13 protein-coding genes, 1 pseudogene and 1 riboswitch are annotated in these 12983 nt (G+C 63.6%); of the genes and pseudogenes, 4 read left to right on the forward strand and 10 right to left on the reverse strand.

All coding sequences use genetic code 11. The annotated features are described in order from the left end of the window. Positions 1-120: 120 nt before the first annotated feature. From AF337_RS30680 to AF337_RS30715, 8 genes and pseudogenes are all read right to left on the reverse strand, one after another. Positions 121-684, reverse strand: a complete 564-nt coding sequence (locus AF337_RS30680) for a hypothetical protein (protein WP_049735116.1) — start codon at positions 682-684, stop codon at positions 121-123. A gap of 71 nt (positions 685-755) precedes the next feature. Next, positions 756-1520 (reverse strand): ABC transporter ATP-binding protein, encoded by a 765-nt coding sequence (locus AF337_RS30685; RefSeq protein ID WP_049735117.1) that lies wholly within the window; start codon positions 1518-1520, stop codon positions 756-758. Continuing rightward, complete coding sequence (locus AF337_RS30690) at positions 1517-2557, reverse strand: FecCD family ABC transporter permease (protein WP_049735118.1); 1041 nt, start codon at positions 2555-2557, stop codon at positions 1517-1519. Before AF337_RS30690 ends, AF337_RS30685 begins: the two co-directional genes overlap by 4 nt. Further along, positions 2554-3570, reverse strand: a complete 1017-nt coding sequence (locus AF337_RS30695) for an ABC transporter substrate-binding protein (protein WP_049735119.1) — start codon at positions 3568-3570, stop codon at positions 2554-2556. The genes AF337_RS30690 and AF337_RS30695 overlap by 4 nt, the downstream gene beginning before the upstream one ends. Before the next feature lie 174 nt (positions 3571-3744). After that, positions 3745-4000, reverse strand: a riboswitch (cobalamin riboswitch). A 236-nt stretch (positions 4001-4236) separates the two neighbouring features. Beyond that, entirely contained in the window at positions 4237-5517 is a 1281-nt protein-coding gene (gene blh / locus AF337_RS30700; protein WP_049735120.1) for a bifunctional sulfur transferase/dioxygenase Blh, read from the reverse strand. A gap of 169 nt (positions 5518-5686) precedes the next feature. Beyond that, positions 5687-5899, reverse strand: a pseudogene (locus AF337_RS30705) (DsrE family protein); the annotation flags it as partial. A 239-nt stretch (positions 5900-6138) separates the two neighbouring features. Further along, a complete protein-coding gene (gene ilvB, locus AF337_RS30710; protein ID WP_244471347.1) occupies positions 6139-7851 on the reverse strand; it encodes a biosynthetic-type acetolactate synthase large subunit in 1713 nt (570 codons plus the stop codon). A gap of 344 nt (positions 7852-8195) precedes the next feature. Continuing rightward, positions 8196-8663: a hypothetical protein gene (locus AF337_RS30715; protein ID WP_049735121.1), complete on the reverse strand. Its 468-nt coding sequence runs from the start codon at positions 8661-8663 to the stop codon at positions 8196-8198. Positions 8664-8915: 252 nt separating this feature from the next. On the opposite strand from AF337_RS30715, the gene ftsZ reads away from it, so the two are divergent. Both ftsZ and AF337_RS30725 read left to right on the forward strand, forming a co-directional pair. After that, positions 8916-9938 (forward strand): cell division protein FtsZ, encoded by a 1023-nt coding sequence (gene ftsZ, locus AF337_RS30720; RefSeq protein ID WP_049735122.1) that lies wholly within the window; start codon positions 8916-8918, stop codon positions 9936-9938. 290 nt (positions 9939-10228) lie between these two features. After that, on the forward strand, positions 10229-10459 hold the full coding sequence (locus tag AF337_RS30725) for a hypothetical protein (RefSeq protein ID WP_244471345.1): 231 nt from the start codon (positions 10229-10231) through the stop codon (positions 10457-10459). Positions 10460-10507: 48 nt separating this feature from the next. Here AF337_RS30725 and AF337_RS30730 read toward each other — a convergent pair whose 3' ends face one another. Continuing rightward, positions 10508-10825, reverse strand: coding sequence for a hypothetical protein (locus AF337_RS30730; protein WP_010065491.1), 318 nt, complete (start codon positions 10823-10825; stop codon positions 10508-10510). Here AF337_RS30730 and AF337_RS45790 point away from each other — a divergent pair. Further along, positions 10824-11051, forward strand: coding sequence for a hypothetical protein (locus AF337_RS45790; protein ID WP_116429616.1), 228 nt, complete (start codon positions 10824-10826; stop codon positions 11049-11051). The genes AF337_RS30730 and AF337_RS45790 overlap by 2 nt on opposite strands. 88 nt (positions 11052-11139) lie before the next feature. Here AF337_RS45790 and AF337_RS30735 read toward each other — a convergent pair whose 3' ends face one another. Next, complete coding sequence (locus AF337_RS30735) at positions 11140-11964, reverse strand: helix-turn-helix transcriptional regulator (protein ID WP_049735125.1); 825 nt, start codon at positions 11962-11964, stop codon at positions 11140-11142. Positions 11965-12055: 91 nt separating this feature from the next. On the opposite strand from AF337_RS30735, the gene AF337_RS30740 reads away from it, so the two are divergent. Continuing rightward, positions 12056-12946 (forward strand): SDR family oxidoreductase, encoded by an 891-nt coding sequence (locus tag AF337_RS30740; protein WP_049735126.1) that lies wholly within the window; start codon positions 12056-12058, stop codon positions 12944-12946. The last annotated feature ends 37 nt before the right edge of the window (positions 12947-12983 follow it).

The following is a 12983-nucleotide window of genomic DNA, read 5'->3' on the forward strand; positions in this document are numbered from 1 at the left end:
TCGAAACTACAAAGCCATGATCGCTCTGGCCGCAACAATCCTATGGCTCAGATAAGTGTCCACAGCTCCTAGCCTACACCGCGCAGCGGTTTGGCAGGACGACGTGCATCAAGACAAAGGCTAAGGCAGCATCGGTCCCGGCTGACTTGCAACGAGCGCCCGGCTGGCCGCCGCGCTGGCATGGAGGCAGACAAGCCCGATCGCGGCCAGAGAATTGATCAGCAGGACATTCGCCACGACCGACGCCGAAAATGCGCCCTCACCCGACGGAAGCAGCGCCGTTGCGGCAAAGAGCACGCCTTCATAGGCAACGAAGCCGGCCATGAAGGCGCCAGCCATAGTGACGGTGAGGTCGGCCGCAAGACGAAGCACGCCGAGCGCTGCGGCCAGGGATGCGAATGCGGCAATGCCGATCGCCAGACCCCAGGCATAGCTGTCCCAAGTCTGGGGATAGCCGAGCACGACATACCCGACCATCTGGTTGGCGAGCCAAGCCAGCAGAACCGCCGTCACTGCCATCCGCCGGGGAAGAATGACCGCCGCTACCGCCGCCAGGGCCACGAAGGGCGTCACGCAGGCAAAAAGCAGGCTGAGAGCGACGCTCGCACTTGAAATGATGACGACCCAGGCGACCGCGAAACCGGGAACGACCGGGCGCAGGGGAAACTGATTTCGTTCGAGCATCTCGAAACTCCGTTCGACCGGGCGCAAGCGCCCTCGGAAATCATACGCCAGTCCAGGAAAAAGGCCATTCCTCAATCCAGGACGTATTGGATGTGGTGCCGGCCATGCACGGCCGATTTCTGGACATGGGCGCGAACGCCGAAAACCCGGCCGATCATATCCTCCGTCAGCACATCCTCTGGCGCGCCCGCGGCGACGACCTCGCCCTTCTGAAGCACCGCCAGGCTGTCGCAGAACATCGCCGCCAGGTTGAGATCGTGCAGCGCGACAATGCAGGTGATGCCGAGCTTCGAGATCAGCCGGAGGATGTCGAGCTGGTGCTGGATATCGAGATGATTGGTCGGCTCGTCGAGCAGCAGCTCACCCGGCGCCTGCGCCAGCGACCGCGCAATATGGACACGCTGACGCTCGCCGCCCGATAGCGTCTGCCAGAGCTGACCCGCCCGCTCTCGCATGGCGACCCGCAACAAGGCCTCGTCGACCGCGGCATCGTCCTCCGCGCCCCAGGGTGAGAGCAGCCCGCGATGCGGCGTGCGGCCGAGCCGCACCACGTCGCGCACGGTCAGCTGCGTCTCGGTCGTCGATTGCTGCTCGACGAAGGCGATGCGCCGCGCAAGGGCTGCGCGCGACAGTGAGGCGATATCGTCTTCGCCCAGCCGGATAACGCCGCTGCGGACCTTGCGCAGCCGGCAGATCAGCCTGAGCAGGCTCGATTTGCCGGAACCGTTCGGCCCGAGCAGGCCGAGCACCTTGCCCTTTGCCACCGTCAGGCTGACCCCGTTGACGATGATCGTGTCGCCGGCGGCGAAACTCACCGCGTCGATGGTAATGCTCATGCGCTCCTCCGCACGCGATAGAGGATGACGGCGAAGGCCGGCGCGCCGAAGAGCGCGGTGACGACGCCGATCGGCAGGACCTGCTGCGGGATGATGATGCGTGAGACGATATCGGCGCCGACCATGTAGATCGCGCCGCCGAGTGCCGTTGCCGGCAGCAGCCGCCGATGGCCCGGTCCGACGAGGAAGCGGGCGGCATGCGGAATGACCAGGCCGACGAAGCCGATCGAGCCGACCATGCTGACGACGCTTGCCGTCATCGCCGCCGTCAGGGCAAAGAGCAGGATCTGAACGCGGCGCACGGCAATGCCGAGCGAGGCGGCCGCATCCGTGCCGAAGGCGAAGGCATCGAGCGCCCGGACATGGGCCATGCAGACGAGGAAACCGGCAAGCGCGATCGGCACCGAGAGATAGACATCCGGCCAGCGCACGCCGCTGAGCGAGCCCAGCAGCCAGAACAACACGCCGCGCGCCTGCTCGGCATTGGCCGAGGTCGTGACGATATAGGAGGTGAGCGCATTGAAGAGCTGCGAACCGGCGACACCGCAGAGAATGATGCGCTCGCCGGTTCCGCCCGCCCCCGTGGCGAGAAAGCCGACCAGCAGAAAAGCGACGACCGCGCCGAGAAAGGCGCCGCCCGAAAGCCCGAGAACGCCGTAGCCGAAGCCGAGGATCATCACCGAGACCGCCCCGGTCGAAGCCCCGGCGGAAATGCCGAGCACATAGGGTTCGGCCAGCGGATTGCGCAGCAGCGCCTGCAGGATCGCGCCCGAGAGCGACAGCGAGGCGCCGGCGCTCGCCGCGACCAGCGCCCGGCTGAGGCGATAATCCCAGACGATGCCCTGATGGATGCGGCTGAGCTCGAAATCCGTGCCGAACAGCCGGTTCGACACCGTCTCCGCCGTGGTCGCCAGCGGAATGGCGATCTCGCCGATCGAAACGGCAAGGCTGATCATCAGCCCGAGAAGAAGGAAGGCGGCAATGGTGAGCGCGGCAAGCGCCCACCATCCCGGCTCTCTGGCCGTTGCTGCCGTCACTGGGTCAGGCCGAAGGACTTGATGCCCTTCGCCAGCGTCTCGATGCCGTCGATGGTGCGTATCGTCGGGTTCATCGATTGCGCGTCCATCATCACGAAGCGCCTGTTCTTCACCGCGTCCAGCTCCTTGGTGACGGGATCCTTCTCGAGGAAATCGATCTTCACCTCGGGATCGTCGGCGGCGTAGCGGCGCCGGTCCATGGTGGCGAGCACGATGACGGCGGGGTTCGCCTCAGAAATGGTTTCCCAGCCGACCAGCGGCCATTCCTCTTCGGTGGTGACGACATTCCTGGCGCCGATCGTCTTCAGGATATAGGCAGGCGCGCTGTTCTTGCCGGCAATGAAGGCGTCGCCATTGGCCTCCTTGCTGGAGAACCAGAAGACGACCGGCAGGTTCTTGCCCGCTGCGCCCGATATCGAAGCCACCGCATCGGCCTCGCGCTTCTTCAGCTCGGAGATCAGTGCATCGCCGCGCTCCTTCACGTCGAAAATTTCAGAGAGTTCGGCGATTTCACGATAGATCAGCTCCATCGTGAACAGTTCCCTGCGCACGCCGTCGCCGCCATCGGTGTTGACCTTGGCGACGCAATCGGCCGGCGCGAGATAGGTGTTGATGCCGACATCCTCGAACTGCTCGCGCTTGCCGACCGAGCCCTGCGCGCCGACATGCCATTCGAACTCGGCCGCCACCAGGTCGGGCTCTTGCCCGACGACGGATTCGAAGCTCGGATCATTGTCGGCGAGACGCTTTATCTTGCTGTTGGCCTCGGCATATTGCGGCAGCATGGGACCGACCCAGACGGCCGTGCCTGCGATCTTGTCGGCAAGGCCGAGCGAGAAGAGAATTTCGGTCATGCCCTGGCCGATCGAAACGATCTTCGACGGGGCCTTCTGGAACGTCACCTGCTCACCGCAATTGGTGATGGTCAAAGGATATTGAGTGGCGGCAAGGCTCGGTGCCGCAAGGCCGATCAGCCCGAAGGCAAATGTCATGGTGGCGAGAATCTGACGCATGAAAAACCTCGATTGAAGGGAAAAAGCACGGTTATGCCGCACGCGCGGCCGAAGGCACGCTGAGACGTGCGCTAACCGCAGGAGGCCCAATCGAGACGGATGTATGCCGGAATTCGGCGAAGGTTCAGAAGGTCAATCATGTCTGTTCCTTGTCCGGGCATCCCCGCCCGGTTGATTGGATCGTGATTGACGGCAGGTCTCCTGGCTTGCGGATATCCATCGGTTCATCCACCTTCCCGCGATATATCGCAGTGGCGAGGCCATAAGCCCTTCAGAGATGGCCGGTCGCTGGCCATAGCTGAGATGATCGACAATCCGCTTACAGTTGCGGGGGCAGCCACGGTCTCGGTCCCTACTGGGTCGTCCTCACCGTGTTCCCTATTAATCCCCTTGGAGTCATCTTCAGGGAACCGTCGCCCCCCAGTTACGTCGCCTGCCCGGGCGACGTCAATGATTATTGCGGGGGACGGGGTTTGGGTGGGTGAAAAATGGAGACTGAAAGGAGCATCCTCGCCTCCTCAGGATACGGCGCTCGTAAGCGTTGGCGCCGCCTTCTCAGTTCCCGCTGTCGTGGGCGCGGCATCTTCCGACCTCCCTCATGCTGAGGTGCGCAGCCCGAGAGGGCGGAGCCTCGAAGCACGCGCCGCAACGCTGCTCCCTGCGTCCCTACAACGCATCCAGCGGTATCTTCAGATACCGCCGGCCGTTCTCCTCGGGCTCGGGCAATCTGCCTCCCCGAATATTCACCTGCAGCGCGTGCAGCATCAGCTTCGGTTTCGGCAGCGTGCGGTCGCGCGCCTGGCGCAGCGCCACGAAGCCGGCCTCGTCGATGGCTGATATATGCGGATTACCGCTTTTCTGGGCGGCTATCGTGCTTTCCCAGCGCGGGTGACGGCCGCCAGGTTGATAGTCGTGGCCGGAAAAGAGCCGGGTCTCCTCGGGCAGCGACAGGATGGCCTGGATCGAGTGCCAGAGGGCGCTGGCGCTGCCGCCGGGAAAATCCGTGCGCGCCGTGCCGGAATCCGGTGTGAACACGGTGTCATGCACGAAGGCGGCGTCGCCGATCACATAGGTCACCGAGGCAAGGGTATGGCCGGGCGAGAACATCACGCGGGCTTTGAGCCCGCCGATCTCGAAGGTGTCGCCATCGGCAAACAACCGGTCCCATTGCGAGCCGTCGGTTTCGAGTGCCGGCCAGTTGTAGATCTCCTTCCAGAGCACCTGCACGTCAGTGACATGGGCGCCGATGGCCGTCGGCGCGCCGGTCTTTCCTTTGAGGTAATGCGCGGCGGAGAAATGATCGGCATGCGGATGCGTGTCGAGGATCCACTCGACCGTCAGCCCCTCGCTGTCGATATGCGCGAGGATGGCGTCGGCATTGGCCGTCCCCGTTGCACCCGACATCTCGTCGAAATCGAGCACCGGGTCGATGATGGCGCAGCGTTTCGTCACCGGGTCGGCAACGACATATTGCACACTGCAGGTGCGGGGCTCGAAGAAGGCCTTCACACGAGCCGGCTGCCCTGCCCGTTTTTCCAGCCAGCGGCACGCGCCGGCAAGATCGAAGCCGAGGTTTTGACCGAAGGCCTCGACCTCCTTGGGCTGCATCCGCCCGTCGAGCACCTCTCCCAGCGCATAGAGCGTCAGCGCCCGTGTGCCGCTCTTGCAATGAGCGACGACCGGCCCCTTCGCCTGCGTCATCGCCAGCTGAAAGGCGCGGATATCGGCCTCTGTGATCTCGGCCCCTTTCACCGGCACGAAGCTGTAGGCGAGCCCCGCGGCGGCAGCGGAAGCCTTTTCCGCCGCATTGCCGGGCTGCCCCGGCTCCTCGCCATCCGGCCGGGCATTGATGACGCCGGCAAAGCCGTCTGCCGCAAAAGCGGCAAAGCCGGCGGCATCGGGCTGCCCCGCCACCGATATCAGCTCATTGACCCTCACGGATGTCATCGAAGCCCCCGCGCCGCCTGCATCGGCAGTATCGCATGTATATCAATACAATCTCACAAGTATATTGCCGAGCGCAAGAATAGTCGCTTCACACTTCTGCGCGCCTGCTGCGGGCCGGCAAATGCAGAGGCAAGACACTCCCGATCCTCGCCCGGCCCGGCGCAGCCAGTCAAAACGACAGCGTCGCTGCCCCCTGTTTGATTTCCGCATGCATGGCGCTGGCGCCGACGATGACGACGCCGTCGAGCATGTCTTCCTGCGTATAACCGCGCGAGGTGACGCAGGGCGGGCAGGCCCAGATCGTGCCGCCGCGCTGCTGGAAATTCTCGATCAACGTCGACAGCGGATCGAGCGGCGGCACATGCGTCATCCGCTGGCCGCCCGCCGTTGCCCCCGTCGAGGCTCCCGCCTTTGGCGCCTGCGCACCTCAGATGAGGGCTGATCGGTGTACCGTGTCGCTGGGTAGGTTGACGTTGTGCCATGCCGGTGGGCTCTGGCCCGCCGTTCGGCTCTCCGGTGCGTCGCGCCGCGACCTCCCTCCATCCTCCTCCTGAGGTGTCCCGCAGGGGCCTCGAAGGACGAGGGTGGCCACTGACAGTTCATCTGGCGACGGATACCGGCTTAAGCGCCGAGCCACCCGCCCTCGTCCATCGAGGCTCCGGCCTTTGGTCTGCGCACCTCAGAATGAGGGCTGATCGGTGTGTCGCTAGGGTAGGTTGACGGCGTACCATGCCAGTGAGCATTGTCGGCGACGCGGCAGTCGAACAGAACAGGCATGTTCACCTCGATCATCTCCCGGATCGCATCGTCGAGTTCGGCCGGCCTCTCGCAGCGAATGCCGTGTCCACCATAGGCTTCGGCAAGTTTGACGAAATCCGGGTTTCCGTGCTGCCGCTGCGTTCCCTGATTGCCGCCGTTGAGAATGAAGATCTTGATCGGCGCATTGTGCTGCACGGCGGCCGACATTTCCTTCATCGTCATCTGCACGGAGACATCGCCGGCTATGTCGATAACGAGGCTGCCGGGATTGGCGATCTGCACGCCGAGCGCGGCGGGCAGCCCGTATCCCATCGTCCCCAGGCCGCCTGACGTCATCCAGTGGTTCGGCTGCTCGAAGTCGTAGTGCTGCGCCGCCCAGATCTGATGCCGGCCGACCTCCGTCGTGATGTAGGTATCCCGATCCTTCGTCAGTTCGTAAAGCCGCTCGATGGCATATTGCGGCATGATGACGTCGTCGCGCATCGCATAGGAAAACGATCGCCGTGCCCGCCAGCCCGCAATCGTGCTCCACCACCCGGCCAGTCCAGCCCGGTCAGGCGCCTGCGGTAGCGCCCGCCAGAGACGAACGAGTTCGGCAAGCACGCCGGCGGCATCGCCCCGGATACCGATATCGGCGCGCACGGTCTTGTTGAGCGAGGAAGCATCGATATCGATCTGAATCTTCCGGGAATTCGGTGAGAAACCATCGACGCCGGAGGCGAGCCCGCCTTCGAAGCGTGCCCCGATGCAGAGCATGAGGTCGCAGTCGTGCATTGCCATGTTGGCCTCATGGGAGCCGTGAAGCCCGGCCATCTTCAGCCAGTTCGGGCTGGAAGCCGGATAGGCGCCAAGCCCCATCAGCGTCGCCGTGACGGGAAAGCCAGTGAGATCGACCAGCTCGTGCAGCTGCTTTACCGCTTCGGGGCCGGAATTGATGACGCCGCCGCCCACGCAGATAACCGGCCTGCGTGCCGTCGCCATCAGACCGATGGCAGCCTCGATCTCCCTGATGGCGCCGCGGCCGTCCGGCTGGCAGCTCGGTCTCGGGACGACAGCCTCTGGCGGTGTATAATTTCCGCTGGCAAACAGCACGTCCTTCGGCATGTCGACCAGAACGGGCCCGGGCCGGCCTGATCCGGCGATGCGAAAGGCCTCGTGGATAACAGCCGCGAGGTCATTGACATCGCCGACCAGCCGATTGTGTTTCGTGCAGGCTCGGGTGATGCCGACGGTATCGCATTCCTGAAACGCGTCGGACCCGATCAGCGTCGTCGGCACCTGGCCGGACAGGCAGACGAGCGGCACGGAATCCATCAAGGCATCCTGAAGAGGAGTGATCGCATTGGTGACGCCGGGTCCCGAGGTCACCAGCATGACGCCGACCTTGCCCGTCGAGCGGGCATAGCCCTCCGCGGCATGGCCGGCTCCCTGTTCGTGGCGAACCAGAATGTGCCTGATGTCTTCCTGCTGGAAAAGCTCGTCATAGATCGGCAGCACGGCAGCGCCGGGATAGCCGAATATATGCTTGACGCCATTGTCTCTCAGCGCCTGGAGAACGATTTCCGCACCGGTCATATGCGCGCGCGGGGTGTCGATGGAATGACGGGATCTCATGGTTCCGTTCCTTGATCAGTGTGACGAAGTTTGGAAAGTCCGACGAGGCGCGCCCGGATTCAGGGCATAAAAAAAGGCCCCGTCAGGAGCCTGCTTACCGCGCATGGGTGCTTTCGCCGGATGGTTACACCATCCTGCCCATGCGCCCGATCACCACTGCAAGAACCATTGCGATTTTCATGGCGTCACAGCTAAAGGCAAATGGGCGCCTCGTCAATGTTTCCGAAGGAGACGAAACCGCCCGCGCGAGAATGCGGGCGATCGCATCATCGTCCAACATCTCGGCTATGCCGGAATGTCCAAGGTCAATCCTCCCCCTGCAGGCGGTCCATGACCTGGAGCAGCAGGTCGGCGCAGGCCTTCATCGGTTCGTCCTCGGCGCATTTCAGATCAATCCGGGTGTCCCCGTCCTCGATCCGGAAATGGGCGGCCTTGGACGGCGGCGGCGGGCGATGACCGTGGAAACCACGGAAGCCCCTATCGCCACGGAAGCCCCTGTCGTCGCGGAAGCCCCTATCGTAGCGAAAACCCATGTCGCCCCTCGATCTATGCCACCGGTCATCGGGGCGATCGCTTGGCCGCGCATCCGGCTCGACCGTCATCCGCTCGTCATCACCGGAGGCAGACGGGTTCGGTGGCGGCGGTGGCGGTGGCGAGGCCGGATCGGCCGCGGCAGGCGGAGTCTCGGCGGCTGGCGGGGCCGGCGGCTGTTGGGCGAAGGCGGTGCCGGCCAGTGCGGCAAGAGCAAGGCCCGAGAGGAGAAGTCTTTGCATGGAAATGTTCCTTTACCGGAAATAACAAGCATGTCTGTAAACACCGCAGCGCGGCTTTGGTTCATGCCCGATCGGCTCGTGAGCGAAATCCCCAAAGGCCATGGCCACGATCCCGACGATGGGGGCAATCACAGGAGTGTCGCCACGAGACGTCTTTCGCCTCGCCTCTGCCTTCTTGGACGGCTATCCTGTGCGCCGATTCGCTATCCGCAACGAGGGCGTGGCGTGAACGAAGCATCAAAGGAGAGCGCGATGACGGACGCCAAGAGCGGCATTTCGGGACTGCGGCCGCACATTACTGTGATTGGCGTCGGCGGTGGTGGTGGCAATGCGATCAACAATATGATCGCGGAAAACCTGGCAGGCGTCGAATTCGTCGCCGCAAATACCGATGCTCAGGTGCTCGCCACATCCAAGGCGACGCGCCGCATCCAGCTCGGCGCCAATGTGACCGAGGGTCTCGGCGCCGGCTCCCTGCCGGAGGTCGGTCATGCGGCGGCTGAAGAATCGATCGATGAGATCATGGATCACCTGGCCGGCTCGCACATGTGCTTCGTCACCGCCGGCATGGGCGGCGGAACGGGCACGGGCGCAGCACCCGTCATCGCCCGCGCCGCGCGTGCCGCCGGCATCCTGACGGTCGGCGTCGTCACCAAACCCTTTACCTTCGAAGGCAACCGCCGCATGCGAATGGCGGAAATCGGCATCGAGGCGCTTCGCCAGGCAGCCGATACGGTCATCGTCATCCCCAACCAGAACCTCTTCCGCATCGCCGATGCGAAAACTACTTTCGCCGATGCCTTCATGACCGCCGACCGCGTGCTCTATGCCGGCGTTGGCTGCATCACCGATCTGATCGTCAAGGAAGGCCTGATCAACCTCGATTTCGCCGACGTGAAATCGGTCATGCGCGGCATGGGCCGCGCCATGATGGGCACTGGCGAAGCCTCCGGTGAAAGCCGCGCGATGAAGGCCGCGGAAGCGGCAATTGCCAACCCGCTTCTCGACGACATCTCGATGAAGGGCGCCAGGGGCGTGCTGATCTCGATCTCCGGCGGCTCGGATATGACGCTGTTCGAAGTCGACGAGGCGGCAAGCCGGATTCGCGACGAAGTGCAGGACGACGCCGATATCGTCGTCGGAGCCATCTTCGACCGCAGCCTCGACGGCAGGTTCCGCGTCTCGGTCGTGGCGACCGGCCTGGAAGGCGGCGCCGTGCCCGCCTCCGCTTCTCAACCAGCCGCAGAGCAGATCCAGACGCGCACGCTGCAATAACCGCAGCCGTATCGTGGCTAAACGTCTGACCGGCTGAAACCCGGTCGGACGAAGAGTATGTCCGAGACATCCCAAACACGGAGATTTCGATGGTCTACCTGTTTGGGATGTAGAGAGCATGCGCTGCGGCATCATAGACAACGTTCGAGATGAATCGTCTCCGCTTGAGAGAGCCTCGAAGGACGAGGCAGGCGTGCCGGCGCTCAGCGCCTGCAAGAAGCGGCGTCAGAACGCTGATAGCCAAGAACTGGCACATCGACGACGACTGCCGCCATATCGACTACCCCGCCATGAATATCGTCGCGCAGCCCAAGCATGGACGCCTCGAAATCGTCCACGAACCACTCTTCCCCAAGCTCGACGGAAAAGTGTCGAAATGCGAAACGGTCAAGGTTAACGGCGTCGTTGGCTACTACACATCCGATCCCGGCTACACCGGCACCGACCGGCTCGTCATCCGCTCCCCCTACGAAGAAGGAAAGACGGAAGAAGGCGTGCTGAGCGTGAAGGTGCTGAGATAACTGCCGGTCACGGGTCTGCACCGAGCACGGCAATCTCGGTCAGCGCGCCTACTCTTGGCCGTCCTTCGGACCCTTCGCGTATTCACAGATCGACGTAGAATAGAACGTCTGGCCGGCAAATTCGTGCTTTGACAAGCCGAATTCGAACACGCCGAATTTCTTGTCACGATAATAAAACGCTGACGTAAGGAATTCACTCAACCGTCCGCAGTCTCCCATGCCGGCGCCGGTATAAACCGATAGAGTTTTGCCCTTGAAGGTTCCCTTCACCACCTTGTCGACCTCAAAGTCGCCGCGCGTCACCCGTAGCGGCTCGCGGTCGGATGGAGAATCCGGTAGCTCGACGCCAAAGGTCACGAGCTTCATGCGGCCTTTCACGATCAAGTCCGCTTCCGCAAACTTCTCCTTCGCAGACGATCGTCCGCAACTACAGGCAGATGCTGCCGAAGCCGACAACACCATGAAAACCGAAGCGGCGACCAAGGCCGCGGCACGATATGACCTCATTGAATCCCCCACCCGCGCGGCTCAAATCCTTGCGCGCGTCGGTCCACAGCATGACGGCAGGTTTGTCCGGATTGAGGCGATATGATCGGTTGGCACAGCTAATAGGTGAAAAATTCCCGGCCGCGATAGCCATGAATAGATTCAAGCAGGCAGACAAAGAACCGAATAGATCCTCATCCCACCACCCGCCTGATCTTCTCCGCATCCTCCGCCGTCGCCGGATTATACACCACCATGCTGAGGTCCGGCCGGCCGTCCACCTGAAATGCCGAATATTCGAAGGAGAGCAGCCCGAGTATCGGGTGCCTGATGTGTTTGGCGCCCTCACCGTGGGTGCGCACGTCGTTGTCGCGCCACATGGCCAGGAATTCCGGGCTTTTCCGGCAGAGTTCGTCGACCAGGGGCTCGACCTCGGCGGCCGCACCGGCGCGAGCCGCGTCCACCCGGAAGGCGGCAACGACGAAGCGGGCGACGCTTTCCCAATCATATTGAGTGGCGCGCACGCGCGGATCGAGGAAGATGAAGCGCAGCACATTGCGCTCTTCCGGCGGCAGTGCGCCGTAATCGGTGAGCAGCACAGTCGCCGCGCGATTCCAGGCGACAACATCCCAGATGGCGTTGCGGATCAGCGCCGGGCTCGGGTCCAGCGCATCGAGCACGCCCTGCAGCCTGGGCGTCACCCCCTCTTGTCTGCGGTAGCGCACTTCGGGCGGCCGGCCGAGGCCGATGAGGAATAGATGCTCGCGCTCGACATCGGTCAGCATCAGCGCCCGCGAGATCCGCTCGAGCACATCTGATGACGGCGCCCCGCCGCGCCCCTGCTCCAGCCAGGTGTACCAGGTGGGGCTGATATTGGCGCGGCTCGCCACCTCCTCGCGGCGCAGCCCCGGTGTGCGGCGACGCTCGCCGGCAAAGCCGAGGGCGGCCGGGTCGAGCTTGGCGCGGCGGCCTTTGAGATAGGCGCCCAGCCGGTTTTCGGAGGTGACGAATTCACTCATCCTGTTAGCCATTATACCATGATAAGATCACTACTTTACCATGATAGCGCCTTGCCCGATATCTGTCTCCAGCCAAAACGGAGATATCGACATGCGCATATTCGTCACCGGGGCCACCGGCTGGGTCGGCTCTGCCGTCGTCAACGAATTGATCGCCGCCGGCCATCAGGTGCTCGGCCTCACCCGCTCGGACAAGGGTGCTGAAGAGCTGGCGGCCGCCGGCGCTGTCGTCCATCGCGGCTCGCTCGAGGATCTGGAAAGCTTGAAGCGCGGCGCGGCCGAGGCCGACGGCGTCATCCATACCGGCTTCAACCATGATTTCTCGAAATTCGCCGAAAACTGCGCCCTCGACCGGCGCGCCATCGAGGCGCTCGGCGAATCCCTTCGGGGTTCCGGCCGTCCGCTGCTGGTCACATCAGGCCTCGGCCATGCGCCGGGCCGCGTCGGCACCGAGAAGGACCCGCCCATGCCGACCTCTGAGACCTACCCCCGCGCTTCCGAAATCACCGCTATATCGCTTGTCGCGCGAGGCGTGCGCGCCTCCACGGTCCGCCTTCCGCCGTCGGTGCACGGCCATGGCGACCACGGCTTCGTGCCGATCCTGATCGATTTCGCCCGGCGAACAGGTGTTTCTGCCTATATCGGCGAAGGGCAGAACCGCTGGCCGGCCGTACATCGGCTCGATGCCGCCCGCCTCTACCGCCTGGCGCTGGAACACGGCGCCGTGGGCGGCCCTTTCCTGGCGGTCGCCGAAGAGGGCGTACCGTTCAGGGAGATCGCCGAGGTGATCGGGCGGCGGCTCGATGTTCCGGTGGTCTCGAAGTCGCGCGAAGAAGCGGCAGAGCATTTCGGCTGGTTCGCCATGTTCGCTGGCTTCGACGTGCCAACGTCGAGCGAGCGCACCCGCGCACTCCTCGGTTGGCAGCCGGCCCAGCCCGGCCTGCTGGCCGATATCGACCATCCGGCCTATTTCGGCGGGTGAGGCTCAGATGCCGGCGCCCGTGGTTGATTAATGTAGG

Source organism: Rhizobium ecuadorense (assembly GCF_001187535.1).
Taxonomy (GTDB): Bacteria; Pseudomonadota; Alphaproteobacteria; order Rhizobiales; family Rhizobiaceae; genus Rhizobium; species Rhizobium ecuadorense.